Source organism: Rhizobium sophorae, from assembly GCF_013087515.1.
Lineage (GTDB): Bacteria > Pseudomonadota > Alphaproteobacteria > Rhizobiales > Rhizobiaceae > Rhizobium > Rhizobium sophorae.
Window position 1 is genome coordinate 179,682 of record NZ_JABFCN010000048.1, and the last position, 24,447, is coordinate 204,128.

Below are 24,447 nucleotides of genomic sequence, written 5' to 3' on the forward strand. Positions count from 1 at the left end.
CTGGTCGGTGTGTCTTGCCGCTGCGCTTCCCGTTGAACCAAGCCGCAACCTCTCTCCAGCCTCATCCTGAGGCGCCCCGAAGGGGCCTCGAAGGACGGGGCTGGCCGCTTTGCGCCGATCAGGCGACTTCGCGTATGTCTCTTGCTACCTGGCGGTCGAGATAGGCGACCAGGTCCTCGATAGTGACGAGGGGGAGGTTGTGGCGTTCGGCGAAGAGCGTGAGTTCGGGCAGGCGGGACATGGTTCCGTCGTCGTTGGCGACTTCGCAGATGACGCCGGCCGGGATCCTTCCGGCGAGGCGGGCGAGATCGACGGCGGCTTCGGTGTGGCCGGGGCGGCCGAGGACGCCGCTGGGGTTGGCGCGCAGCGGAAAGATGTGGCCGGGGCGGGCGAATTCGTCAGCCTTTGCGCGATCGTCGACGAGGGCGCGGACGGTGGCGGCGCGGTCCGCCGCAGAGATGCCCGTCGTCGTGCCCTTGAGATAATCGACCGAGACCGTGAAGGCAGTTTTGTGCGATTCCGTGTTGTTGGGCACCATCAGCGGAATATCGAGCGCATCGAGGCGCTGGCCTTCCATGGCGATGCAGACGAGACCGCGGGCGTGGGTCATCATGAAGGCGATTGTTTCCGGGGTGACGGCATCGGCCGCGACCACGATATCGCCTTCGTTTTCCCGGTTCTGGTCGTCGACGACGACGACCATCTTGCCGCTGGCAATGGCTGATATGGCATCTTCAATTGTTGCGATAGTCATGCTGTCTGGCCTTTCAAGGGTTATGTCAGCGGGCTGACATGGTCTGCTCGGCTCAATCCGTGAGCGAGCCTTCTGCCCTTGGGCGAACAAACGTCAGCCGACTCCGGGATGGAGTGCGACTGCCCGTGTTGTCCTCTTCCATCCGGACTATACCGTCGGCTCCGGCATCTCACCGGATCTGCTGACCTTCCAGCAATTCAAAATTCTACAGCGTCCTTTGCGCGTCTGAAAGACGCGCGGCGCTGTACTGCCGGAAGCGCTCGCGGGCTCCAGGATTGCTCCTGATACCGCCGGTGGGGAATTGCACCCCGCCCTGAGAACATTTCAAAGATAGGATCAAAAACAGGCAGATGGCAAGGTCTCTCGACCCGGCAAAAATGCAAAGCTGCCCTAACGCCGATGGACACACTGTTCACACGGAGGCGACGACCGTGTCGCGTTCCGCGCTTCGTTGGTGGTTTGTTGTTCCATACATGTCGTTGTCCCAAAACCGCTGCGCACTTTTGGGCGACCTGCATCAGGACATGATCAGGCCGCCGTCGACATTGATCGTCTGGCCGGTGATATAGGCGGCGTCATCGCTGGCGAGGAAGGTCACCAGGCCGGCGACATCCTCGCCGGAGCCGGCCCGTCTCATCGGGATGCCTTCGACCCATTCCTTCATCAGCTCGCCGGGGGCGTAGTTGCCGAGCAGCTTGCCCCAGGCCTGGTCGTTATAGGCCCACATGTCGGTCTCGATGATACCGGGGCAGAAGGCATTGACGGTGATCTTCTCGGTCGCGACTTCCTTGGCCAGGCTCTGGGTGATGCCGACGACGCCCATTTTCGAAGCGGCATAATGCGGCGTGAAGATGAAGCCGTCGCGGGCCTGGCCGGAGGCAGTATTGATGATGCGGCCGCCGCGCTTCTGCTTGCGCATTCTTGATATCGCCTCCTGGGCGCAGAGGAAGACGCCCTTGGTATTGACGGCCATGACCTTGTCCCACTCGTTTTCGGTCAGGTCCTCGATGCGGGCGATGGTGATGACGCCGGCGTTCTGGATCGAGACGTCGACCGAGCCGAACTCCTTTTCGGCGGCATCGTAGAGGGCGGTGACGCTCGCCTTATCGGTGACGTCGCCGGTGAAGGAGATCGCCTTGCCGCCTTCGGCCCGGATTCCATCGGCAACGCCGTGGACCAGATCCTCATTGGCCGAGACGACAAGATTAGCGCCTTCGCGCGCAAAGCGCCTGGCGATCGCCGCGCCGATGCCGCGGCTGCCTCCGGTAATGACGACAGTCTTTTGCTCAAAGCGTTTCATGCTCTTTCCTTCCCGGTATCCGTCGATAAACAGCAAATCTCGGCGCGATCTACCCTGCGATCATTATTTGAGTTCAAGCGGGTGCCCGAGATAATCCCGGAGAATTCGGGCAGTCTTGAGCACCGATGACGACGCCCGAGCCCTCCGCCCGTTCATTCGGCGTGAGGGCGGGCAAGACGACGATATCGCACGCCGTCTTGCCCGTTGGTCCCTTCAGCGCCTCGATCTCAGCCAGGGAGGGAGCGAGACCGTTCATTTTTCCAGTTGTCACCAGCAGCAGAAACCGCCGTCGACGAGAAGATCGACGCCGGTCACGAAACTTGCTGCATTCGACAGCAGGAACACCGCCGGACCTACCATCTCGTCCACCGTTGCCATGCGTTGCATCGGCGTCTGCTCTTCGAAGAGCTTGGTCTGGTGGACCATCTCCGGACGGGTGTTCATGGGCGTTGCCGTGTATCCCGGGGAGATGGTGTTGACGCGAATGCCGCGGTCGACCCATTCCATCGCCATGGACTTCGACATATGGATCACGCCCGCCTTGGAGGCGTTATAGTGCGCTTGGCTCAGTCCCCGGTTCACGATCACGCCGGACATGGAAGCGATGTTGACGATGGAGCCGCGTCCATTCTTCAGCATGGCGCGAGCCTCGGCCTGGCACGAAAGAAAGACGCCTTTCAGGTTGATATCCATCAACGTCTGATATTGGTCCTCCTCCATCTCTTCCGCCGCGTTCGCGTTAGCGATGCCTGCCGCGTTGACTGCAAGTGTCAATGGGCCGAGATCGGCCTCGGTACGTGCTATTGCCTCTCCAAGGGAAGACTTGCTCGTGACATCCGCCGCGATCTGGATCGAGCGGCGGCCGGCGGCGCGAATATGTTCAGCCGTCTTGGCCAACCCGTCGTCGGTTCGGCGGTCAAGCAACGCCACGTCGGCCCCGCATTGCGCAAGGCCGATGGCAATGCGCTGCCCAATGCCGCTTCCGGCTCCGGTAACGATGGCAACCTGGCCGCCAAGATCGAAAAGCTTCGGGGCGTTCAGAGTGATGTCGGACACCGCTCTTCCTTTCTCTTTCTGTTTAGATGGTGGCTAGCTCCATGACCGAAACGTCATTTGCCTGGTCACGATTGAGAATGCCTGCCTGTTTGCCTTGCGCAAGCACGAGAATGCGATTGGAGACTCCGAGAACTTCCTCAAGGTCCGAGCTTACGACGATGACCGCCACGCCCCGTTTTGCAAGATTGACGATGATGTCGTAGATGCCCGCTCGGGCCCCGACGTCGATGCCCCTCGTCGGTTCGTCGAGTACGACGACCTTAGGATCGCGCATCAGCCATTTCGCGATGACGACCTTCTGCTGGTTGCCGCCGGACAGGTCCGAGGCATATTGCTCCGCACGGCCTTTCACGCCGAACTTGGCAACTGCCTTCTCTGCAAACGAGCGCTTGACGCTCGGCGTAATCCAACGCCCGCCCAGCTTGTCGAGATTGGCGTAGATAATGTTCTCGCCGATCCGGTGCCCGACAACCAGGCCTTGCTCCTTGCGGTCTTCCGGGACCATCACGATGCCCTTGGCGATCGCATCCGCCGGATCGCGCAGCCTGAGTTCTTCGCCTTCCAGCTTGATCGAACCTGCACTGATTGGGTCCGCGCCCGAAATCGCGCGGACAAGTTCGGTGCGGCCGGCGCCAACCAGTCCGGCGACTCCGAGAATTTCCCCGGCGCGCACATCGAAGGTAACGTTACGGAACGAGTTGTCCGGCGAGCACAGCCCCGACACCTGGAGTACTGGATGGTCAGTCGGAACCGGCAGGGCAGGGAACAAGCGGTCAAGCGGGCGTCCGACCATGCTCTCGACGATCGTTCGCACCGGTGTCGCGCTGTCGGAGAATTCCTGCACGCGCTCGCCATCGCGAAGAACGACGATCCGGTCGGTTATTCGCTTGATCTCTTCCATGCGGTGGGAAATGTAGACGATGCCGACGCCCTCCGACCGAAGCTTTCTAACCTGTTCGAAAAGAGCTTCCGTCTCCGCGCCGCCAAGGGCGGCCGTCGGCTCATCGAGGATCAGGAGCTTTGCGTTGAGAGCCAGCGCCTTGGCGATCTCGATGAGTTGCTGATTTGCTGTGGAAAGGCCGGCGACCGTCCGCGTTGCTGGGATGTGAAGGTTCAAGCGAGCGAGCTGGTCCTGGGCCCGGCGAACCATCTGGGCGCGGTCGACGACGCCATTCTTCATCGGCCAACGTCCGATGAAGACGTTTTCCGCGATCGACAGCTGCGGCAGAAGCTGCAGCTCCTGATGGATCAGGACAACGCCCTTGTCGATCGCTTCCCTTGGGGTGGCCGGGGCATAAGGCTGCCCCAGCCATGTCATTGATCCTTCGGACGGCGTGCGTGACCCGGCGATAATGCCCGATAGCGTTGACTTGCCTGCGCCGTTTTCACCGAGAAGTGCAACCACTTCGCCGGGATAAACGTCCAAGCTGACATTCTTCAGAACCTGGAGCGGCCCATACCATTTGGATATGCCCCTCAGGGAAAGAACTGGATCAGTCACGGCACACCTCCTCAAGACCTCAACTTCATCACGGATGGTTGGCGATGAAGCCTGCGACGTTTTCCTTGGTTGTCAGCGTGGCATCCAGGAGCTGGACCGGTGGCACCTTTTCTCCGGCGACAAGCTTGGCGGCGTTTTCAACCGCTTCGCGGCCCATCTTCTGCGTCTGCTGGGTCGCCGTTACGTTGAAGACGCCCTTGCTGAGCGCTTCGAGAGCTGCGGTGTCACCATCGAAGCCGCCAACCACGATCTTCTGGGAAGGGTTGGCGACCTTGATCGCCTGCGCGGCGCCAAGGGCGAGGCCGTCGGCCTGGGCGAACACGATCGAAACGTCCGGATTTGCCTGCAGCATATTCTGCATGATCTGGAATCCTTCGTCCTGGCTCCAGATGTTCGAGAACTGCTCGGCGACAACCTTGACGTCCGGATATGCCTTGAGAGATTCAGCGCAACCCTTCGAACGATCGACTTCCGGCGTTGTGCCCTTCTGACCGTGGATGATGACCATCTTCCCCTTGCCGCCGGCTTCCTTCAGGATGTAGTCGCACACGGCCTTGGCAGACGCGACGGAATCCGTTGCAAGGAAGGTATCGCCGGGTGCTCCCTCGGCGTTGCGGTCAACGTTCACGACCGGAATACCAGCGCTCTTCGCGAGCTTGACCGGAACGGTCGCAGCTGCCGCACCTGCCGGAATGTAGATCAGCGCGTCGATCTTCTGGGTCAGGAGGTCCTGGATCTGATTGACCTGCGTCGGCCCGTCGCCCTTTGCGTCGACCGTGATGACTTCGATGCCGCGCTTCTTGGCTTCGGCTTCGACGGATTGTTTGATCTGGTTGAAGAAGTTTGCCTGAAGGTTGGCAACGGCCAAGCCGAGCTTCTTCAGTTCCGCCGCGTGTACTGGGCCGAGCATGAGACCGAGCAGTGCAGCAGACGCGAGCATGGTGCGCGCAATTTTCATTGTATTTCCTCCGTTGTTAGATGGAACCCTCGGGTATGTCCTCCCCCTCGGGGTATTGATCCGACCCAAATTTTTGGAGCGGAATTCTGGGTGCGCCAACCCGGCGAACCCCGCTCGTCAGGCGCGACGCCGACGAATGGTCTCCGCGCCGACCGCGAGCACGATGACGATGCCGATGATCACTTGCTGCAGGAACGGTGAGACGTTGAGAAGGTTGAGACCGTTGCGAAGGACGCCGATGATAAGAACGCCGATCAGCGTTCCACCGATGCCGCCCGCACCGCCAGAGAGCGAAGTCCCGCCGATGACGACCGCGGCAATGGTGTCCAACTCATACCCCAGACCACTGGACGGCTGGACGGAATCCAGCCGCGCGGCGAGCACGATGCCTGCGAGCCCCGCAAGGACTGAACTTGCGACGTAGACGCCAATCGTCACGAGCGGGACGTTGATACCCGCCAGCCGAGCGACTTCCGGATTTCCTCCCACCGCGTAGAGCATGCGACCTTCAGACCGGAAGTGCAGGAAAAGCCACGCGGCAAGAACAACCGCAAGCATGAGAAACACAGTGGCTGTCAACACGCCGAAATGGCGATCGATTGCCAGCATCATGAACCAGTCGGGGAATCCGACGATCTGCTGGCCGTCCGTGATCATATTTGCGACGCCGCGAGCCGCGGACATCATCGCAAGAGTGGCGATAAACGCTGGAACCCTGAACTGCGTCACCAGAAGTCCGACGATCAGCCCCGAAACGCCCGATGCGACCAGAGCAAAAGCGATCCCGACCGGCAGCGGTAGGCCGGCGACATTCGCAGTCCAGCCCATGACCATCATCGCAAGAGCAAGTGCCGAGCCGACGGAGAGATCGATGCCGCCGATCAGAATGACAAAGGTCATACCGACGGCCATGATGCCGAGAACAGTGATCTGATCGAGGATGTTGAGGCCGTTCCGAACCGAAAGAAACGTGTCGGTGCTAAGGCTCAGAAAGACGCAAAGCGCGAGCAGCCCCACAAGTGGGCCGGTGGCGCCCTTGAGCTTGCTCAACCAGGCGCCGGACGAGAGCCCGTGTTCATTGATATCGAGCGCCACCATTGTTCCTCCCTATGCCTAGGCTATTCGCTAAATCACGCCGCGAATAAATATTCACCGATGCTGGAAAATTCATTAACAAGTTGCCTCCGAGCTGTCAATAGGATTTTCTGGACTTGCAACTGCCGGCACACTGCTTAAAGGGCTTGACTAATCGGCGCCGTGTGCAAAAATATTGATAACTGAATATTTATGCATGAGAGGAATCCATGAATACGACAGAACTCGAGCGGGTCGCTCGCGAGATCCGATTGCGCGATCTCCAGGCGGTTTTCGAAGCGGGCGCCGGCCATATAGGCGGGGAAATGTCGGTTATCGACATTTTGACTGCCCTCTATTTTCGCGTGCTGAATGTTTGGCCCGATCAGCCGAAGCACCCCGACCGCGATAGGTTCGTTCTGTCAAAGGGACATACTGCATGCGCTCTGTATGTGACGCTCGCAAAACGCGGCTTCATCCCGGAGGAAGAGATTTCCACCTTCTTGCAGCCGCATTCGAGGCTGAACGGGCATCCAAATTGCAACAAGGTTCCTGGCGTCGAAACGAATACCGGGCCGCTCGGGCACGGTCTTCCAGTCGCAATAGGAATGGCGAAAGCCGCCAAACTCTCGGGCGCGAAATATCACACCTACGTCGTCACCGGCGACGGTGAGATGCAGGAGGGCTCCAACTGGGAAGCGATCATGGCGGCCGCGCAGTTCAAGCTCGATAACTTGACGCTGGTCATCGACCACAACAGGTTCCAGCAGGGCGCCGCCCTGGCGGAAACCAACGATCTCGCCCCGCTTCGTCCGAAGCTTGAAGCTTTCGATTGGGAAGTCACCGAGATCAATGGGAACAATATGAGCGAAGTGGTTTCAGCCCTCGAACACCGGGGATCGAGACCGCATTGCATCGTGGCCCATACCAACAAGGGGCATGGAATCTCGTTCATGCAAGACCGAGTCGACTGGCACCACAAGGTACCGAGCAAGGAACAATACGAAATCGCATTGGCAGAATTGTCGGAGGCACAGTAATGAACGCGCCAATAAACGCACCCAAGCTCTACGATTGCCGCGACGCATTCGCCTCTACGCTTGAGCGGCTGGCAGCCGAAAACGAAATGATCGTTGCCGTCTGCAACGACTCCGTCGGCTCCTCCAAGCTCGGCGGCTTTAAGGCGAAGTTTGGAGAGCGCCTGGTCAATGTCGGTATCGCCGAGCAGAACATGGTGGGGGTTGGAGCAGGCCTCGCCAACGGCGGACGCCTTCCGTTCGTGTGCGCTGCCGCTCCGTTTCTCACGGGACGGTCGCTGGAGCAGATCAAAGCCGATATTTCGTATTCGAATGCCAACGTCAAGCTGGTCGGCATTTCTTCTGGAATGGCCTATGGCGAACTCGGCCCGACCCATCACTCTATCGAGGACTTCGCCTGGACGCGGGTTCTGCCTAATCTTCCGGTCATTGCGCCTTGTGACCGGATCGAAACAGCTGCTGCGGTTGAGTGGGCCGCGACCTACAACGGTCCCTGCTTTCTGCGTCTGTCTCGCGTAGGGGTGCCGGATCTCCTTCCGGAGGGTCACAAGTTCGAACTTGGCAAGGCAAACCTCCTTCGCCAGGGGTCCGACGTCACCCTTATCGCAAACGGTACTTTGACCCATCGAATTCTGAAGGCTGCCGAGATCCTCGCAGAACGCGGCATCAACGCCAGAGTGCTCAACCTTGCAACGGTTCGTCCCATCGACGAGGACGCCATCATCGCTGCAGCGAAGGAAACCGGAGCGATCGTCACAGCCGAAGAACATTCTATTTTTGGCGGTCTCGGTTCCGCGGTCGCCGAAGTGGTGGTCGACAATGCTCCAGTCCCGATGAAACGTCTCGGCGTTCCCGGCGTCTACGCTCCGACCGGTTCGGCAGAGTTCCTGCTCGACGAATTCGGGATGGCGCCGTCCGCGATCGCCGACGCCGCGCAGTCGCTGATCAGGCGCAAGTAACTGGGATTACGTATCGGCCGGGACGCCTATTTGTCATCCCGGCTGCCGTCTGATCTGGGGAGGATAGAATGCGGGCAATTCTGGCAATTGACCAGGGCACGACCAATTCAAAGGCCGTTCTCGTTTCCGAAAAGGGAGAAATTGTCGGCAGAGGTTCGGCTGCTGTCGGCATCACCTATCCGAGGCCAGGCTGGGTCGAACAAGACCCACGCCGGCTCTACGCATCCGTCTGCGAGGCGATCGACGTCTGCCTGAAGGCCGCCCCCGACGTGGTTATCGAGGCCGTGGCGATTTCCAATCAGCGCGAGTCGGTCACTGCCTGGGACGCCGAAACGGGAGAAGCACTTGGACCGGTGGTGAGTTGGCAGTGCCGTCGAACGGCACAGGATTGCGAACGTCTCATTGTCGAAGGCCACCTTCACCGTGTGCAGGCGCTCACAGGCCTGCCGCTGGATCCGATGTTCCCGGGTTCGAAATTCCGATGGCTGCTCGACCGTATTCCAGCCGGGCGATCAGTGCGGCTGGGAACGGTCGACAGTTGGCTCGTGCACTGCCTGACGGGTGGGCGCCGGCATGTCTGCGATGCTTCCAATGCCGCCAGGAGCCAGTTGTTCGATCTCCAGGAGCAGAGATGGAGCGAGGAACTCGGCGAGATTTTCGACGTCGATATCGCGCTCCTTCCCGAGGTGCTCGACAGCTCTGCCGATTTCGGCGCGACGCAAGGATTGTCGGGCGTGCCTGATGGAACTCCAATAATGGCCGCGATCGGAGACAGTCATGCAGCGTTGTTCGGTCATGGAGCTTTCAAGCCGGGTGATGGCAAGGTAACCTTCGGTACCGGCTCTTCGGTGATGACGACGCTTTCGCGATTCATTCCCCCACGCAACGGGGTCACAACCACCGTCGCATGGCGTATCAAGGGAAGGCCGACTTTCGCTTTCGAAGGCAATATTCTCGTTTGCGCCGCCAGTCTCCCCTGGATGGCAGGCATTCTCGGCCTTTCGGACGTCGCGGCCCTTGTCGAACTTGCGGCGAGCGCCGAACCGGGCGGACCGGGCTTCGTGCCGGCATTCGTGGGACTGGGCGCACCCTATTGGAACTCCGGCGCCCGTGCCCTGTTCTCCCAGATCAACTTCAATACGACACGTGCGCAAATGGCGCGGTCGGTAACCGATTCTATTGCCCTCCAGGTGCACGACGTGATCGCCGCCATGCGGGCACAAAGCGGCGGCGAGCTCGGGGCGCTCTATGTAGACGGCGGACCGAGTCAAAACCGATTCCTGATGCAGAGTGTCGCCAACCTCATCGAACATCCCGTGATCCAATGCGAAGCACCCGAGGCGTCGGCCTTGGGGGCCGCATATCTCGCGGGTCTCTCACTTGGCCTGTGGAGCGATCTTCAGGCTATCGCAGAGCTCCCCCGGAGCTCACATATCATTGACCCGGAACCCGTGGATCGAGCGGTGCTTCTGAATACCTGGAATGATGCGCTTGCCCGCTCGACGTTACGCGAAACAACGGCTAATGATGAATAAAAATTCACCCTAGGATTAGCGATGACTCGCCTCAATGAACTCCGCCTCATCTCAAGGGTCGCCCAGATGTACCACTTGGAGGGACGGCGACAGGCGGAGATCGCACAGCACCTTCGCCTGTCGCAGGCGACGGTGTCGCGCATGCTCAAGCGTGCCGAGGCTGAAGATATCGTGCGAACCAGCGTGACGCCCCCCGTTGGCACCTACAGCGAGCTTGAGGGCGCCCTTCGCGAGAAATACGATTTGCCGGAGGCGGTCGTCGTGGAGTGCACGGAAGATCGGGACGGAGCCATCATGGCCCGTATCGGAGAGGCAGCGGCTCATCTCCTCGAGGTGACGCTTGCGCCAGGGGAAATCATCGGCGTTTCGAGTTGGAGCCAGACCATCTCCAAGATGGTCGAGAACATTCATCCCCTGAAGAGCGCTCAGGCGAAGTACGTCGTCCAGACCCTTGGAGGCATGGGCGATCCTTCAGTGCAGACGCATGCGACGCAGCTTACCACGCGGCTTGCTCGGCTGACTGGCGCTGAGCCAAAACTGCTCGCTGTGCAGGGTGTTACGACGTCCAGAGAGGCAAAATTTCTTATGCAGGCCGATCCATACGTGCGGGAGACGATGGACCTCTTCGGCAGCATAACGCTTGCGATTGTCGGAATCGGAGCAGTCGAACCGTCCGAACTTCTTGCACGGTCCGGCAACATCTTTTCATCTCGCGAACTGTCTGATCTCGCGGAAGCTGGAGCTGTCGGCGACATCTCGCTTCGCTTCTTCGATAAAAACGGCAAGCCGGTCAAGACGCCCCTGGACGACCGGGTCATAGGGCTTCCACTCGAGGATCTCGAACGGGTGGACCGGGTCATTGCTCTTGCCGGCGGGTCCAAAAAGACTGACGCTATCGCAGGCGCGCTCCGCGTGGGCGTCATCGACATGCTTGTTACGGACAAGTTTACCGCGCAGCGATTGATCGACTGACGGGGCAGGGTGGGGCGCCCGCCTCGTCCCTCGAGGCTTCGCCCTATGGGCTACGCGCCTCCGGATAGGCTCTCTTGGGTCAATGCGCCGTCCCATCCACAATCACATGATCGTGGTCCATCGAGCATTTCTCCACCCGGGCCTCGACCCTGTAGATCTTGCGCAGCATCTCGGCAGTGACGACATCTCTTGGGGCGCCGCAGGCGTGCATGCGGCCGTTGGCGATGATGAGTACTTTGTCGGCGAAGCGGAGCGCCTGGTTGAGGTCGTGGAGGGCGATCAGGACGATCATGCCCTTGGCGCGGGCCTGGCGGCGCATGAAATCGAGAACTTCGACCTGGCGGTGAAGGTCGAGCGCGCTGGTCGGTTCGTCCATCAGCATGATCTCAGGTTCGCGCACTAGAGCCTGGGCGATGGAGACGAGCTGGCGCTGGCCGCCGGAGAGCGCGCCGAGATCGCGGAAGGCGATGGCGGTGATATCAAGCGCCTTCATGATCTCGTCGATGAAACGTAGGTCGTTGTCGCTTACGGCCCAGGACTGGCCCTGCTTGCGGGCAAGCAGGATGGATTCGTAGACCGTCAGCACCGCGTTGGCCGTAGTATCCTGCGGCATGTAGCTGATGGCGTTTCTTGTCTTCGAGCCTTCGACGATGACATGGCCCGGTCCCTTGAGCAGGCCGGTGATGCGCTTGAAGAGGGTCGACTTGCCGGCGGCGTTCGGGCCGATCACCGCGACGACCTCGCCCGATTTCATCACCGGCGTCGTCACGTCTTCGACGAAGAGCTTGCGGCCATGATAGGCGCCGACCGACTGCAACTGAAGCGCTACCACGACCGGCTCCTGTTCGAGAGGATGAGCGAGAAGAAGAAGGGTACCCCGACCAGCGCGGTGATGATGCCGATCGGGAAGACGACGCCTGGAATGATCGACTTCGAGACGATCGAGGTCAGCGACAAGAGCAGCGCGCCCGACAGGATCGAGCCCGGCAGGAAGAAGCGCTGATCCTCGCCGAGGATCATGCGGGCGATATGCGGCCCGACGAGGCCGACGAAACCGATCGTTCCGACGAAGCTGACGGGGACTGCGGCAAGCAGCGAGACCACGAGCATGGTCTCCAGCCGGATGCGGCGGACATTGACGCCGAAGCTTGCGGCCTTGTCCTCGCCGAGGCGGATCGCCGTCAACGCCCAGGCATTGCGGGCAAAGAGCGGCAGCGCGATCAGCAGCACCGTAAGCGTCACCCAGATCTTCGGCCAGGTGGCCTTGGTGAGGCTGCCCATCGTCCAGAAGACGACAGCCGACAGCGCCTGTTCGGAGGCGAGATATTGCAGGAAGGCGAGCAACGCATTGAAGGTGAAGACCAGCGCGATACCGAGCAGCACCACCGTCTGCACCGAGACGCCGCGGGCCTGCGAGACGAAATGGATGAAGAGCGTGGCGATCAGCGCCATGATGAAGGCATTGACCGGCACCAGCAGGCCGGCGGCGACCGGCAGCAGTGGAACGCTGGTGACGATCGCAAGGGCTGCGCCGAAGCTCGCCGCGGCCGAAATGCCGAGCGTGAAGGGGCTGGCGAGCGGATTGGCGAGGATCGTCTGCATCTGCGCGCCGGCGACGGAGAGCGAGGCGCCGACCACGATCGCCATCACGGCAACCGGCATGCGGATGCCCCATACGACGGCGCGCACCTGGTCCGACACGGAGGAGGGGTTGAGAAGGGCGGAAACGACCTCACCGAGGCTGTAACGGGCCGGGCCCCAGGCGAGATCGACGGCAAAGGACAGGAAGAGCGCGGTCGTCATAATGGCAAGGATCAGCAGCTTGCGCCGGGCGAGGGCGCGGTAGCGCTCCCTCCCGGCTTCGGCTTCGATCGATATGGCGGCGATCTCGACCATTTCGGATTACCGACCCGCCTTGGCGTCCACCCAGTAACCCGGCTGGTAGGCGACGGGCAGGAATTTTTCGTGGAATTCCTTGAAGGTGGCATCGGGATCGAGGTCGGCAAAGAGGTTGGGATGGAACCATTTGGCCAGCTGCTGGACGGCGACGAACTGGTAGGGGCTCGTATAGAACTGGTGCCAGATCGCATGGACATTGCCGCCGGCAACCGCCCTGGAGCCGGTGAAGGCCGGGTTTTCCATCAGCGTGTTCAGCGCCTTGCGGCTGTCGTCGAAGGTGGCGGCCGCATTCGGGCCGACATTCACGAAGTCCTTGGCATTCTTGGTCTGGCTCCAGTTGGAGCCGGTGACGACGATGACGTCAGGATTGGAGGCAACAACCTGCTCGGCATTGATCGAGCCGGTATAGCCCGGCAGGAAATCGGAGCCGAGATTGTGGCCGCCGGCCCAATCGACCATCAGGCCGAAATTGTCGGGACCGAAGGTACCGCAGCATTCGACGAGGCCTGCGGCGCGGTACATGAAGACATTCGGCTTCGGAGGATTGGCGGCCTTGAGCTTGTCGGTGACGCGGGCCATCTGCTCTTTCCAGAAGCTGGCGACGGCCTCGGCGCGGTCCTCATGACCGAAGATCTGGCCGAGGATCTTCAGGCTCGGCTCGGTGTTGGCGAGAATGTGCTCGCGGAAATCGATGTAGACGATCTTCACGCCGATGCCGGCGAGCATGTCCTCGAGCTTCACCTCGTCGGCGGCCGTCTTGTTGCCGATCGGCAGCAGCAGCACGTCGGGATCCAGCTTGACGACTGTTTCGGTCTGCAGCGTGCCGTCGGTCAGGTTGCCGAGGAAGGGCAGGTCCTTGCCCTTCGGAAACTTCTCGACATAGGCGTTGAAGCCGTCCTTGTCGGTGGTCCAGAGATCGTTGCGCCAACCGACGATCTTGGCGAAGGGATCTTCCTTCTCGATCGGCGCGATTGCATAGAGCATGCGGCCTTCCCCAAGGATCACACGCTCGACCGGCTTGTCGAAGGTCACCTCACGGCCTGCCACGTCCTTGATGGTGAAGGACTGCGCCCAAGCCGAAAGCGGCATGAAGCCGGCAATCGCAGCTGCGGAGACTGCGAGCATTTTTACGAAATTCATCTGGAAATTCCCCCGATGTCTGAATAATGTCCGCAGGCATATGAAATATGACTTTGTGAATCAAGTTTTATGTTTTAGAGCGTTTCCAAAGTGATCCAAAGCCGGGATGCCCAAGATGAATTCCATGAATACGAACTACTCGATCCGCGACGAAATTCGCGACTTCTGGTCGGAAAGGGCGGCGACCTTCGACCAGAGCGTCGGCCATGAAATCTTTTCGGAAGCGGAGCGCAAAGGCTGGCAGCGGCTGATCAGAAAACATCTCGGCGAAGGGAAGGGGCGCGCGGCCCTCGATCTCGCCTGCGGCACCGCCGTCATCTCGCATCTGATGCATGATGCCGGCTTTGCGGTCACGGGGCTCGACTGGTCGGATGCGATGCTCGCGCAGGCGCGCGCCAAGGCGAAGAAGCGCGGCACCGATATCCGCTTCGTTTCCGGCGACGCCGAAAACACGATGGAGCCCAAGAACAGCTACGACGTCATCACCAACCGGCATCTCGTCTGGACACTGGTGGACCCGGCGTCGGCCTTCAAGGAATGGTTCTCGGTGCTGAAGCCGGGCGGCAAAGTGCTGATCCTCGACGGCAACATGGGTAGGGAGACCTGGGTCAAGGGCCTGCAGAAGCTATGGTCGAAGGTAACAGGCAAACCGCCGGCAAGCCACATGTCGCCAGAGATGTTGGCGCGCCACCAGAAGATCCGCTCACGCGTGCATTTCGCAAATGAGATGCCGGCCGAAGCGGTGGTCGATCTTCTGCAGAAGGCCGGCTTTACGGAAATCGTGGTCGACCGCAAGCTTAGCGATATCCACTGGGCGCAGGCTCGAAAGATGCCGTTTCTGCGCGGGCTTGAGCGGATGGTGCAGGAGCGGTTTGCGATTTGTGCGCGTAAGCCTGGGTGATGGGGTTGGCGCGGCGGTGCCACTTGCTCCCTCTTCTCCCCGCTGGGGAGAAGAGAAGATGGAGTCTGCCGCACCCTATCCCGGCCCTTCGCATGGCTCAGGGCGTTCGAAGCTGCAATCGATTCACTGGATCGATTGCTCCCGCTTGCGGGACCGCTTCTCACCCACCAGTAACACTCATATGCCTGGCCACGGCAGGGCGATTATGCTTGCGGTCGATGATGAAGTCGTGGCCTTTGGGTTTGCGGGTGATGGCCTCGTCGATGGCGGCGTGGAGGAGGGCGTCGTCTTCGGTGGCGCGGAGTGCGGCGCGGAGATCGGCGGCGTCGTTCTGGCCGAGGCACATGTAGAGCGTGCCGGTGCAGGTGAGGCGCACGCGGTTGCAGCTTTCGCAGAAATTATGGGTCATCGGCGTGATGAAGCCAAGGCGGCCGCCGGTTTCTTCGACCCTGACGTAACGCGCCGGGCCGCCGGTCTGGTAATCGATGTCCGCAAGGGTGAACTGCTCTTCGAGATCGGCGCGCAGCTTTGAAAGCGGCAGATACTGGTCGGTGCGATCTTCTTCGATCTCGCCCATCGGCATGGTTTCGATGACGGTGAGATCCATGCCGCGGCCATGGGCGAAGCGCAGCAGCTCCGGCATCTCGGCATCATTGAAATCCTTCAGCGCCACGGCGTTGAGCTTGATTTTCAGACCGGCTTTCTGAGCCGCGTCGATGCCTTCCATGACTTTGGCGAAGTCTCCCCAGCGGGTGATCTTGCGGAACTTGTCGGGGTCGAGCGTATCCACCGAGACGTTGATGCGGCGCACGCCGCAATCATAGAGCTCCTCGGCATGGCGGGAAAGCTGAGAGCCGTTGGTGGTCAGCGTCAATTCGTCGAGGCCGGAGCCGATCTTCTGGCCGAGCTGACGCACCAGATACATAATGTTCTTGCGCACCAAGGGCTCGCCGCCGGTCAGCCTGATCTTGCTGACACCCCTGGCGATGAAGGCGGAACAGAGCCGGTCGAGTTCTTCCAGCGTCAAGAGATCCTTCTTCGGCAGGAAGGTCATGTTCTCCGCCATGCAATAGGTGCAGCGGAAATCGCAGCGGTCGGTGACGGAGACGCGAAGATAGGTGACCGCCCGCCCGAAGGGGTCGATCATCGGATGTGCATCCGCCACCAGCGGCGATGCAGTGCCTATCGTTCCGACTCTGGTGTTCACCTGTATCTCCGTACTCTCATCAATGTGGGCATATGCTATTGTCGCGTCAAGGGAAACAGCCCGCGTGAGCATGCCAATTTCAGCTTGCGCTTAAAAAGATCAGCGCCTACTCCTCGCATGAGAAGAGGACAAAATGATGAGCGATATCTGGCCGAGCGAACTTCGCGTCTCGAAAGACAGGCAGCGGCTGGTGGTGACCTTCAACGACGGCCAGAGCTTCGACCTGTCGGCCGAGCTGTTGCGTGTGCTGTCGCCGTCGGCCGAGGTGCAGGGCCACGGGCCGGGGCAGAAGGTGACGGTGCCCGGCAAACGCAATGTTGCGATTATCTCGATGATGCCGACCGGCAATTATGCGGTTCGGATCGGCTTCGACGACATGCATGATACCGGCATCTACACCTGGACCTATCTGCGCGAACTGGGTGAACGGGGCGCTGAGCTGTTTTCCGCCTATGAGGCCGAGCTGAGCGAAAAGGGCATGAACCGCGACACGGCGGAGAAGCCACGCTGACGCTTACGAGAGCGCCGCTATCAGTTTCAATAGACCCATAATTCCAGCCATCGGGGGCCATATGGCGAAAACGAACGGAAAGAACTGGCTGCGCGCCAAGGGCAGCGCCAGCGGCAACAAGGTGACCTTCCTCGAACTGTTCTTCGACCTGGTCTTCGTCTTTTCGATTTCGCAGCTTTCGCATGCGCTCGCCGCCCACTACACGCCGCTCGGTGCCGCCGAAGCGGCGCTGATGACCTTCGCCGTCTGGTGGGTGTGGATATTCACCACCTGGGTGACGAACTGGCTCGATCCGGACAAGATGCCGGTGCGCGGGATGCTGGTGGCGCTGATGATGCTCGGGCTGCTGCTGTCTGCCTCCATCCCCGAGGCTTTCGGCGACAAGGGGCTGCTGTTTGCCGGCGCCTATGTGGCGATGCAGGTCGGGCGCTCGCTGTTTGCCACCTATGCGATGACGCGCGTCGACCGCGCCAATACGCTGAATTTCGTGCGCATCACCGCCTGGCTCGTGGCAGCGGGCGTCTTCTGGATCGCCGGCGGGCTGCTCGAGCACGAAGCCCGGCTGATCGCCTGGGTGATAGCGCTTGCGATCGAATATGCCGGGCCGGCCGCGGGTTTTGCGGTGCCGGGGCTCGGCCGCTCGACGGCGCGGGACTGGGACGTTTCCGGCGCGCACATGGCGGAGCGCTGTGCACTTTTCGTGATCATCTGCCTCGGCGAAGCGATCCTCGTTTCCGGCCGCACATTTTCGGAGCTGCCGTTCTCCGGGCTGACGAGCATCGTCTTCGTCACCGCCTTCATTGGCACGGTCGCCATGTGGTGGCTCTACTTCCGCTTCGGCCATGGACGCGCCGCCCACCGCATCGAGCATGAAGAGACGCCGGGAAGCTTGGCGCGGCAGGCCTTCACCTATGGTCATATCCCAATTCTTGCCGGCATCATCGTCCATGCGGTTGCGGTCGAGTTCATGTTCTCGCATCCGCACGAGACGGGCAATCTCGGCATCGCCGCGGCGGTGCTCGGCGGCTCCGGCCTGTTCCTGATCGGCAATCTCTGGTTCAAGGGCGCGACCAGCGGGCGGATGCCGCTGTCGCATCTTGCCGGCCTGGTGTTTTTGATCCTGCTTGCCTTTGTCGCGCCCTTCATCGAGGTCTATCTGATGGGCATTCTGGCGACGCTGGTGCTGATCATCGTCGCCGCCTGGGAATATCGCTCGCTGACGGGTACGGAGGCGGCGCCGACGCTGCACTAGCGTCGTCTGGCGCCGAGGCATAAGCTCACGTAACCGACAGAAACTCCTGTGGCGTAACGGCAAGCCCCTCCAGCCATCGATCGCCGCGCTGATAGAGCGCCTCCACCTGCTTACCCTTCAGACTCGGCATGTCGCGCTTTACGCGATAGCCGATCTGCTCCTGCATATAGGCGAGATGCCGGTATCCTTCCGGAAATGCCTGCAAAGACCCCTGGTCGAGCTCGGGTACGTCAGCCGGCGAAACGGGGTCGATCCTGTCTTTCTCGTAGATCGGTTGCCGGATCACGATCGCCCAGCGGTCGTTTCTTTTTTCAAGGAAATCGTAGAAACGGCCGGTGCAGACGACGTCGCAAAGGCAGCCGTTAATCGATGCCCGCTGGGAGATCGTCATCTTGGTCTGAGCGATCGCCCGATGCGCTCTGATGTCGATCGAACTGCCTCCGAGAAAGTGGAGGATATTGACGCCTTTGTCCCAGCCCTCCCTGCTGACCCGAATGAACTCCGTTGCGGGCCCCTGGAACCAAGTTGCCATCATCCACCCGTCGTCGTGCCACACGGTCTGGAAACGCTCCCAATGTCCGGCATCCCGCCGGATCGCCCAGTTGTGGAGAAGCTCATCGATTGCAAGCTTGTCGTCCCATCCCGACATGATCGCTTACTCCGCTTGTGCGCTACAGGTTTCGAAGATAGCACACACCCACGCGATGCCGGAACCAATTCAGCTCTCTGCTCGATCTTCGTCGCGCAGGTCCCTGAGCAGCACGGTGATGATCCGCTCCATCGATGCGGCGGTCGCCATGCATTGCTCTATCGGCTCGTCCGACAGCACGTGGTCGATGAGGCCGGTCTGGATGGCCATGGCTTCCTCACTCAGCTTTCGACCCTCTGGCGTCAAATAGAGGCGCAGCACGCGCTTGTCGCGCTCGTCATCGCGGCGAAGGATCAGACCGCGCTTCTCCATCTGTGGCAAGAGCATGCTCATATTGGAGCGGCCGACCAGCAGCTTACGCGCCAGCTCCTGCTGCGAGATGCCTTCGAAACGATAGAGATTGACCAGGATATCGAGGTGCGGCGGCTTGATGTCGAGATCGGCAAGTGAGCGGGCAAGGGATTGTTGCATCAGTTGGCAGGCGCGAGCCACCGCGATCCAGCTGCGAAAACGCGGATGATCCCAGGGAAGGGATTGATTTTTGTTCATCGTTGTACTTTATTGTTCAGTGTTGAACAGTCTTTTGGAATCCCACTATGGCAAACTTTGCGCTTGACGTCACCCGCCTCGGGTTTTCGGTTCTGCAGGCGGTTTCTCCTGATCTGGCAGGCAGAGCAGCGTTCCAGCTGTTCTGCCGGACGCCATCGACAAAGCCGAAGGGAGCAAAGGCGAAGGCGGCGCATGCAGCGGGCGCGGCCCGGCTTGCCGGTGCCGAACGCTTCAGCCTCCGGCTTGCCGGCGGGTGCCAAGCGCATGCCTATCGGCTGAACGGCGGGGCGAGGGGCAAACGCAAGCGCTATCTGGTGACGCATGGCTGGGGATCGAGCGCGGCTTACATGGCCGAACTCGTCTCGATGCTTGCGGCGACGGGCGCGGAGGTCGTGGCACTCGATTTTCCCGGCCACGGCCGTTCGGGCGGGCGCTTCCTGCATATGGGGCTTGCCGTCGAGACGATCGCGGCGGCCGAGGCGCGCTTCGGCGCATTCGATGCGGCGATCGGCCATTCCTTCGGTGGGGCGGCGCTGATGGTTTCGGCGGCTGGCCTGCTGCCCGGCGTGACCCCTGTCGGCGGCGATCGCCTGGTGCTGATCGGCGCGCCGAGCGAGATGGGCTGGCTGTTTACCGATTTCGGCCGGATGATCGGCCTTCGCGCTGCAGCGCAAGCGGCACTGGAAAATGAAGTCCATCGCGTCACCAGGCGGAGACTTGAGGATTTCGACGCCGGCGCAGCGGCGAGCGTCATCGGCCGGCCGGTGCTCGTCATCCATGCCGAAGATGACAAGGAGGTGTCGTCACTCCATGCCAGGCGCTACGGCGCGGCGGGAAAGGCCGTTCGACTTCTCTGGGCGAACGGCTTCGGCCACCGGCGCATCATCGGCGCCGCGCCGGTTCTTGCCGCGATCGCGGCGTTTCTCGACGGCGATCGGGGCGTGGATGAAGCGCCCGATGAAAGCATCAAAAAAGATGCGGAGATCATTCCGTTTTTGAGCTTCCGGCAAGGCGCGCGGCATTGTAGCGTCCGTCGCGAAGATCAAGCCGCGGCGGGACGCCTCATGAGAATCATCAGCAGCATCGAAGAGCTCAATACGATCTATGGCGCGGGGCTTTCGCCGGCCTCCGTCACCAAGGTGACGAAGCAATTGACCCCGCTCTATCGTGAGATGATCGAGATCTCACCGTTTGCGGCGCTTGCGACTGTCGGCCCCGAGGGTCTCGACTGTTCTCCGCGCGGCGATCTCGGCGGCGTGGTGCGCGTCGTCGACGACGAGACGCTGCATCTGCCGGACTGGCGCGGCAACAACCGGGTCGATTCGCTCTCCAACATTGTACGCGATCCGCGCCTGGCATTGATGTTCCTGATCCCTGGCTCGAACACGACGATGCGCATCAACGGCCGCGGCGTCGTCTCCGACGATGAGGCGCTGCTTTCGAGCTTCGAGATGGACGGCAAACATCCGCGCACCGTCGTCGTGATTTCGATCGACGAGGTCTATTTCCAATGCGCGCGTGCCGTGATGCGCGCCGAGCTCTGGAATGGAGAACACTTCGCCGATCCGGCGAAGCTGCCGACGCCCGGGCAGATGCTGAAGGCCGCAACCGGCGATTTCGATCAGGAAACCTACGACCGGGAATGGCCGGGGCGGGCGGCGAAGACGATGTGGTAGGGCATCGTCACCCGGCTCAGGCTGCTGACAAAGTCGGCCAACTTTTCTTTCGTCATGCTTGGGCTTGTCTCGAGCATCTGCAGCCGGTGCAGCAGATCCTCGGCACAAGGCCGAGGATGGCGCCGGGTAAGCAACGAGGTTTGTCAACAAATCAAACCGTCACCTGCCGGTGACTGCGCGCGGCGCGGCACTACCCTCACGTCTTATAAATCAGCCAGCTCTTGGTGAAATCCTTCTGCATGCCGTCCTGATAGAGGATGGTGCAGTTGCGGCCGGCATTCTTGGCGCCATAGAGCGCGATGTCGGTCTTGCTGTAGAGTTCGCCGGCATCCCCGGCGCTGGAGGCCATGCAGATGCCGATCGAGACGGTAATCGGACCGTAATTCACTCGCGTACGGGAGTTTTTGAAGGGCGTCGTCTCCAGCGTGCGACGAATGCGTTCGGCGATCGCGGTCACTTCCTCGGGCGTGTTGCCATCGATGATGAGGGCGAACTCCTCACCGCCGGTGCGGGCAACGAAGATGTCGCGACGAACATTGCTGCGGATGACAGAGGCGACGGTGGCAAGCACCTTGTCGCCGACCGGATGGCCGTAGGTGTCGTTGATCTTCTTGAAATTGTCGATGTCGCAGAGCAGCAACGCCGTCACCGGCCGCATGCTCGAATTGTCGAAGATGGCGGCGAGACGGTCGTCGAAGGCGCGGCGGTTGGAAAGGCGCGTCAGCGAGTCGGTGTTGGCGATGCGCTTGTATTCGTCGAGTTCCTTGCGGACCTGATCCATCTCCTGCGAGCGCTGGACAACGTTCTCGACGGTGCGTTCGCCATGCGCCATGGTGTCTCCGGTTGCCTGGCTCAGGAGATCGATGGCGTTTTCGATCAGTTCGACGCTGGCGTTGCTCTTGGAGGTGATGCGCTTGTGGGTCTCGCCGAGCAGTCTGGTGTAGCTTTCGAGCGAACTCTGCTCCTGCCTGAGAATGCGCAGCAGGCCATCGAGCTCGCCGGCAATGCGCGTATGGGCATCATCGAAGACACGGGCCGGGCTGTGGGTGAAGTGCTGCGCGCCAAGCGCATCGAGTTCGGCCTGGGTCACCTGGCCGCCAAGGGCCGCAAGCTCCCGGGTAAGGGCTGGATTAGAGCCGATATAGGCTTCGTAGAAGAGTTGGTAATTGCGCGGTATCGGCGCGACGCCCATGGAGCGCATGGCATAGGTGATCTGACCCGCAACGTCGGGAACCGGCACCTTGGGCGCGACAGCCGTGTTCATCCGGCGAACTCCTCATATATTCAAAGGCAATATTCTATTTGTTAGCTTAAATTTCTTGGGAAAAGATTAAAGCGATATATACCAAAGATTACAGACGACAAATGCCCCATGGGGCAATAGTTCGATCAGGCCTATGATTCTCCATGGAAAAACGTATCTTTAGTGGGGCAGGGCATACTCGCTGAGCGGGTACAGTGTCTGAAAAACTTACAGTTCTTCTCTGCCGGAGACCGTATTCATCTTGTCGACATTTGGTTTTGGCCGTTTCGTATTGCAGTCTCGACATTTTTGGGGTCGTATTTTCTGCAACGGACCCAATCGTAGCCCACAAATCAGGGCGTGAGATCATGGAAACCTCCCGTCATATTTCTTTCGCCATCCTGACCTTCACCGTCGTCGCCGCCGGCACCTTGCTGCTGGAGCACACCGGCTTCTTCGCCGACGCGTTCCGCACGGAGATCCTGGCAAGGGTTGATGCCGGGGATGTGGTCAGCGTGGGCGAGGCGGTGACGGCGCGGAATGTCAGCGCGTCGGATAAGGCGTCGGCACGGTAGAGCGGGCGCCAACACAGCCTGCCCATCACCCCAAATTCAGCTCCTGGAAGAAATCATTGCCCTTGTCGTCAATGACGATGAAGGCCGGGAAGTCTTCGACTTCGATCTTCCAGACCGCTTCCATGCCGAGTTCGGGATATTCGAAGACTTCGACCTTGCGGATACAGTCCTGGGCAAGACGGGCGGCGGGGCCGCCTATCGAGCCTAGATAGAAGCCGCCGTGTTTCTTGCAGGCTTCGCGCACGGCGCGCGAACGATTGCCCTTGGCGAGCATCACCATCGAGCCGCCGAAGGACTGGAACTGGTCGACGTAACTGTCCATGCGGCCTGCCGTGGTCGGGCCGAAGGAGCCGGAGGCGTAGCCGACCGGCGTCTTGGCGGGGCCGGCATAATAGACCGGGTGGTTTTTCAGGTAATCGGGCATGCCTTCGCCTTTTTCCAGCCGTTCGCGGATCTTGGCATGGGCGAGGTCGCGGGCGACGATGATGGTGCCGGTCAAGGACAGGCGTGTCTTGACGGGATGCCGGGAGAGTTCGGCGAGCACCTCGGCCATCGGCCGGTTGAGATCAATGCGCACCATTGATTCCGACAGTTTCGCCTCGTCGATCTCGGGCATGTATTTCGAAGGATCGGTTTCGAGCTGCTCGACGAAGATGCCGTCGCGGGTGATGCGGCCCTTGGCCTGACGGTCGGCGGAACAGGAGACGCCGAGGCCGATCGGCAGCGAGGCGCCGTGGCGGGGCAGGCGGATGACACGCACGTCATGACAGAAATACTTGCCGCCGAACTGGGCGCCGACGCCCATCTGCTGGGTCACCTTTTGAATTTCCTTCTCCATCTCGACGTCGCGAAAGGCGTGGCCGCTCTCGGAACCTTCGGTCGGCAGCTCGTCGAGATAGCGGGTGGAGGCGAGCTTGACGGTCTTCAGGTTCATTTCGGCCGAGGTGCCGCCGATGACGATCGCCAGATGGTAGGGAGGACAGGCTGCCGTCCCTAACGTCAGGATCTTCTCCTTAAGGAAGTCGATCATCCGGTCATGGGTCAAGAGCGAGGGCGTGCCCTGGTAGAGAAAGGTTTTGTTGGCCGAGCCGCCGCCCTTGGCGACGAAGAGGAATTCGTAGGCGTCGGTGCCTTCCTCGTAGATGTCGATCTGGGCCGGCAGGTTGTTCCTGGTATTCTTCTCCTCGAACATTTTGACCGGCGCGAGCTGCGAGTAACGCAGGTTCTTCTTCTCATAGGCGTCCATGACGCCGCGGGCGAGCGCCGCCGTATCCTCGCCCTCGGTCCAGACCCTGCGGCCTTTCTTGCCCATGATGATCGCCGTGCCGGTGTCCTGGCACATGGGCAGCACGCCGCCGGCGGCGATATTGGCGTTCTTCAAGAGGTCGTAGGCAACGAAACGGTCATTGTCGGTCGCTTCTGGATCGTCGAGGATCGAGGCGAGCTGTTTCAGGTGGCCGGGGCGCAGCAGGTGGTTGATGTCGGCAAAGGCGGTTTCGGCCAGCAGGCGGATGCCTTCCGGCTCGACGGTCAGGATCTCCTGGCCCTTGAACGTGTCGACCGAGACGTGGTCGCCGCTGAGCTTGCGATAGGGGGTGGTATCCTTGCCGAGAGGGAAGAGATCGTCAGCCATCGAAGTGACCTTTCTGGTAGGGCGTCGCTAGATTGGAACCGGTCTAAATCCGCCGCGGGGCAAAAG

General features: G+C 60.8%; 23 protein-coding genes, 1 pseudogene and 1 riboswitch. Of the genes and pseudogenes, 10 read left to right on the plus strand and 14 right to left on the minus strand.

Annotated features, from left to right (window positions below; all coding sequences use genetic code 11):
• Positions 1-118: 118 nt before the first annotated feature.
• The 6 genes from ribB to G9X64_RS26660 form a co-directional block, all read right to left on the minus strand.
• Positions 119-754, minus strand: coding sequence for a 3,4-dihydroxy-2-butanone-4-phosphate synthase (ribB, locus tag G9X64_RS26635; protein ID WP_171377681.1), 636 nt, complete (start codon positions 752-754; stop codon positions 119-121).
• Positions 755-880: 126 nt separating this feature from the next.
• Positions 881-1,079: riboswitch (FMN riboswitch) on the minus strand.
• Positions 1,080-1,271: 192 nt separating this feature from the next.
• Positions 1,272-2,054, minus strand: coding sequence for a glucose 1-dehydrogenase (locus tag G9X64_RS26640; RefSeq protein ID WP_171377682.1), 783 nt, complete (start codon positions 2,052-2,054; stop codon positions 1,272-1,274).
• A gap of 267 nt (positions 2,055-2,321) precedes the next feature.
• Positions 2,322-3,110 carry an SDR family oxidoreductase gene (locus G9X64_RS26645; RefSeq protein WP_168310845.1) on the minus strand — a complete coding sequence of 263 codons (789 nt, stop codon included), beginning with the start codon at positions 3,108-3,110 and terminating at the stop codon, positions 2,322-2,324.
• 22 nt (positions 3,111-3,132) lie between these two features.
• Positions 3,133-4,611, minus strand: a complete 1,479-nt coding sequence (locus tag G9X64_RS26650) for a sugar ABC transporter ATP-binding protein (RefSeq protein ID WP_171377683.1) — start codon at positions 4,609-4,611, stop codon at positions 3,133-3,135.
• 28 nt (positions 4,612-4,639) lie between these two features.
• The gene (locus tag G9X64_RS26655; protein WP_171377684.1) at positions 4,640-5,569 is read right to left on the minus strand and encodes a sugar ABC transporter substrate-binding protein; all 930 of its coding nucleotides are present in this window, start codon (positions 5,567-5,569) and stop codon (positions 4,640-4,642) included.
• 117 nt (positions 5,570-5,686) lie between these two features.
• Positions 5,687-6,667 carry an ABC transporter permease gene (locus G9X64_RS26660; protein ID WP_064653858.1) on the minus strand — a complete coding sequence of 327 codons (981 nt, stop codon included), beginning with the start codon at positions 6,665-6,667 and terminating at the stop codon, positions 5,687-5,689.
• 206 nt (positions 6,668-6,873) lie between these two features.
• Between G9X64_RS26660 and G9X64_RS26665 the strand changes: the two genes are divergently transcribed.
• From G9X64_RS26665 to G9X64_RS26680, 4 genes are all read left to right on the plus strand, one after another.
• The gene (locus G9X64_RS26665) at positions 6,874-7,683 is read left to right on the plus strand and encodes a transketolase (RefSeq protein WP_171377685.1); all 810 of its coding nucleotides are present in this window, start codon (positions 6,874-6,876) and stop codon (positions 7,681-7,683) included.
• Positions 7,683-8,639 carry a transketolase family protein gene (locus G9X64_RS26670; protein ID WP_171377686.1) on the plus strand — a complete coding sequence of 319 codons (957 nt, stop codon included), beginning with the start codon at positions 7,683-7,685 and terminating at the stop codon, positions 8,637-8,639. The genes G9X64_RS26665 and G9X64_RS26670 overlap by 1 nt, the downstream gene beginning before the upstream one ends.
• 68 nt (positions 8,640-8,707) lie before the next feature.
• Entirely contained in the window at positions 8,708-10,174 is a 1,467-nt protein-coding gene (locus G9X64_RS26675) for an FGGY family carbohydrate kinase (protein ID WP_171377687.1), read from the plus strand.
• Between the two features lie 21 nt (positions 10,175-10,195).
• Positions 10,196-11,146, plus strand: a complete 951-nt coding sequence (locus tag G9X64_RS26680) for a sugar-binding transcriptional regulator (RefSeq protein WP_168310840.1) — start codon at positions 10,196-10,198, stop codon at positions 11,144-11,146.
• Positions 11,147-11,225: 79 nt separating this feature from the next.
• Here G9X64_RS26680 and G9X64_RS26685 read toward each other — a convergent pair whose 3' ends face one another.
• Genes G9X64_RS26685 through G9X64_RS26695 form a run of 3 tightly spaced genes read right to left on the minus strand, consistent with a single transcriptional unit; the run spans position 11,226 to position 14,185 of the window.
• On the minus strand, positions 11,226-11,978 hold the full coding sequence (locus tag G9X64_RS26685) for an ABC transporter ATP-binding protein (RefSeq protein ID WP_168310839.1): 753 nt from the start codon (positions 11,976-11,978) through the stop codon (positions 11,226-11,228).
• Positions 11,972-13,042, minus strand: a complete 1,071-nt coding sequence (locus G9X64_RS26690; RefSeq protein ID WP_168310838.1) for a FecCD family ABC transporter permease — start codon at positions 13,040-13,042, stop codon at positions 11,972-11,974. The genes G9X64_RS26685 and G9X64_RS26690 overlap by 7 nt, the downstream gene beginning before the upstream one ends.
• Positions 13,043-13,048: 6 nt before the next feature.
• On the minus strand, positions 13,049-14,185 hold the full coding sequence (locus G9X64_RS26695; protein WP_168310837.1) for an ABC transporter substrate-binding protein: 1,137 nt from the start codon (positions 14,183-14,185) through the stop codon (positions 13,049-13,051).
• 115 nt (positions 14,186-14,300) lie between these two features.
• On the opposite strand from G9X64_RS26695, the gene G9X64_RS26700 reads away from it, so the two are divergent.
• Positions 14,301-15,086, plus strand: coding sequence for a class I SAM-dependent methyltransferase (locus G9X64_RS26700; protein WP_168313698.1), 786 nt, complete (start codon positions 14,301-14,303; stop codon positions 15,084-15,086).
• 160 nt (positions 15,087-15,246) lie between these two features.
• On the opposite strand, the gene moaA is transcribed toward G9X64_RS26700, so the two are convergent.
• Positions 15,247-16,293, minus strand: coding sequence for a GTP 3',8-cyclase MoaA (moaA, locus tag G9X64_RS26705; protein ID WP_168313697.1), 1,047 nt, complete (start codon positions 16,291-16,293; stop codon positions 15,247-15,249).
• Positions 16,294-16,429: 136 nt separating this feature from the next.
• On the opposite strand from moaA, the gene G9X64_RS26710 reads away from it, so the two are divergent.
• Together G9X64_RS26710 and G9X64_RS26715 are read left to right on the plus strand one after the other, a co-directional pair.
• A complete protein-coding gene (locus G9X64_RS26710; RefSeq protein ID WP_131628936.1) occupies positions 16,430-16,804 on the plus strand; it encodes a gamma-butyrobetaine hydroxylase family protein in 375 nt (124 codons plus the stop codon).
• 61 nt (positions 16,805-16,865) lie between these two features.
• Complete coding sequence (locus G9X64_RS26715; protein WP_168313696.1) at positions 16,866-18,056, plus strand: low temperature requirement protein A; 1,191 nt, start codon at positions 16,866-16,868, stop codon at positions 18,054-18,056.
• Between the two features lie 25 nt (positions 18,057-18,081).
• Here G9X64_RS26715 and G9X64_RS26720 read toward each other — a convergent pair whose 3' ends face one another.
• Complete coding sequence (locus G9X64_RS26720) at positions 18,082-18,705, minus strand: nuclear transport factor 2 family protein (protein WP_171377688.1); 624 nt, start codon at positions 18,703-18,705, stop codon at positions 18,082-18,084.
• A gap of 69 nt (positions 18,706-18,774) precedes the next feature.
• Positions 18,775-19,254, minus strand: coding sequence for a MarR family winged helix-turn-helix transcriptional regulator (locus G9X64_RS26725; RefSeq protein ID WP_171377689.1), 480 nt, complete (start codon positions 19,252-19,254; stop codon positions 18,775-18,777).
• 47 nt (positions 19,255-19,301) lie between these two features.
• Between G9X64_RS26725 and G9X64_RS26730 the strand changes: the two are divergent.
• Both G9X64_RS26730 and G9X64_RS26735 read left to right on the plus strand, forming a co-directional pair.
• Positions 19,302-20,281, plus strand: a pseudogene (locus G9X64_RS26730) (alpha/beta hydrolase).
• A gap of 37 nt (positions 20,282-20,318) precedes the next feature.
• Positions 20,319-20,930, plus strand: coding sequence for a pyridoxamine 5'-phosphate oxidase family protein (locus G9X64_RS26735; protein ID WP_171377690.1), 612 nt, complete (start codon positions 20,319-20,321; stop codon positions 20,928-20,930).
• Between the two features lie 196 nt (positions 20,931-21,126).
• On the opposite strand, the gene G9X64_RS26740 is transcribed toward G9X64_RS26735, so the two are convergent.
• Positions 21,127-22,194 (minus strand): GGDEF domain-containing protein, encoded by a 1,068-nt coding sequence (locus G9X64_RS26740; protein WP_168313693.1) that lies wholly within the window; start codon positions 22,192-22,194, stop codon positions 21,127-21,129.
• A gap of 347 nt (positions 22,195-22,541) precedes the next feature.
• Between G9X64_RS26740 and G9X64_RS26745 the strand changes: the two genes are divergently transcribed.
• Positions 22,542-22,748, plus strand: coding sequence for a hypothetical protein (locus G9X64_RS26745; protein WP_168313692.1), 207 nt, complete (start codon positions 22,542-22,544; stop codon positions 22,746-22,748).
• Positions 22,749-22,773: 25 nt separating this feature from the next.
• On the opposite strand, the gene G9X64_RS26750 is transcribed toward G9X64_RS26745, so the two are convergent.
• Positions 22,774-24,381 carry a fumarate hydratase gene (locus tag G9X64_RS26750; protein WP_168310829.1) on the minus strand — a complete coding sequence of 536 codons (1,608 nt, stop codon included), beginning with the start codon at positions 24,379-24,381 and terminating at the stop codon, positions 22,774-22,776.
• Positions 24,382-24,447 lie beyond the last annotated feature (66 nt).

Excerpts from the sequence above, each read along its gene's own strand:
- ribB (WP_171377681.1), bottom strand. The coding sequence starts at position 754 with ATGACTATCGCAACAATTGAAGATGCCATATCAGCCATTGCCAGCGGC.
- G9X64_RS26640 (WP_171377682.1), bottom strand. The coding sequence starts at position 2,054 with ATGAAACGCTTTGAGCAAAAGACTGTCGTCATTACCGGAGGCAGCCGC.
- G9X64_RS26655 (WP_171377684.1), bottom strand. The coding sequence starts at position 5,569 with ATGAAAATTGCGCGCACCATGCTCGCGTCTGCTGCACTGCTCGGTCTC.
- G9X64_RS26660 (WP_064653858.1), bottom strand. The coding sequence starts at position 6,667 with ATGGTGGCGCTCGATATCAATGAACACGGGCTCTCGTCCGGCGCCTGG.
- G9X64_RS26665 (WP_171377685.1), top strand. The coding sequence starts at position 6,874 with ATGAATACGACAGAACTCGAGCGGGTCGCTCGCGAGATCCGATTGCGC.
- G9X64_RS26670 (WP_171377686.1), top strand. The coding sequence starts at position 7,683 with ATGAACGCGCCAATAAACGCACCCAAGCTCTACGATTGCCGCGACGCA.
- G9X64_RS26675 (WP_171377687.1), top strand. The coding sequence starts at position 8,708 with ATGCGGGCAATTCTGGCAATTGACCAGGGCACGACCAATTCAAAGGCC.
- G9X64_RS26680 (WP_168310840.1), top strand. The coding sequence starts at position 10,196 with ATGACTCGCCTCAATGAACTCCGCCTCATCTCAAGGGTCGCCCAGATG.
- G9X64_RS26690 (WP_168310838.1), bottom strand. The coding sequence starts at position 13,042 with ATGGTCGAGATCGCCGCCATATCGATCGAAGCCGAAGCCGGGAGGGAG.
- G9X64_RS26695 (WP_168310837.1), bottom strand. The coding sequence starts at position 14,185 with ATGAATTTCGTAAAAATGCTCGCAGTCTCCGCAGCTGCGATTGCCGGC.
- G9X64_RS26700 (WP_168313698.1), top strand. The coding sequence starts at position 14,301 with ATGAATTCCATGAATACGAACTACTCGATCCGCGACGAAATTCGCGAC.
- G9X64_RS26710 (WP_131628936.1), top strand. The coding sequence starts at position 16,430 with ATGAGCGATATCTGGCCGAGCGAACTTCGCGTCTCGAAAGACAGGCAG.
- G9X64_RS26715 (WP_168313696.1), top strand. The coding sequence starts at position 16,866 with ATGGCGAAAACGAACGGAAAGAACTGGCTGCGCGCCAAGGGCAGCGCC.
- G9X64_RS26720 (WP_171377688.1), bottom strand. The coding sequence starts at position 18,705 with ATGTCGGGATGGGACGACAAGCTTGCAATCGATGAGCTTCTCCACAAC.
- G9X64_RS26725 (WP_171377689.1), bottom strand. The coding sequence starts at position 19,254 with ATGAACAAAAATCAATCCCTTCCCTGGGATCATCCGCGTTTTCGCAGC.
- G9X64_RS26735 (WP_171377690.1), top strand. The coding sequence starts at position 20,319 with ATGAGAATCATCAGCAGCATCGAAGAGCTCAATACGATCTATGGCGCG.
- G9X64_RS26740 (WP_168313693.1), bottom strand. The coding sequence starts at position 22,194 with ATGAACACGGCTGTCGCGCCCAAGGTGCCGGTTCCCGACGTTGCGGGT.
- G9X64_RS26745 (WP_168313692.1), top strand. The coding sequence starts at position 22,542 with ATGGAAACCTCCCGTCATATTTCTTTCGCCATCCTGACCTTCACCGTC.
- G9X64_RS26750 (WP_168310829.1), bottom strand. The coding sequence starts at position 24,381 with ATGGCTGACGATCTCTTCCCTCTCGGCAAGGATACCACCCCCTATCGC.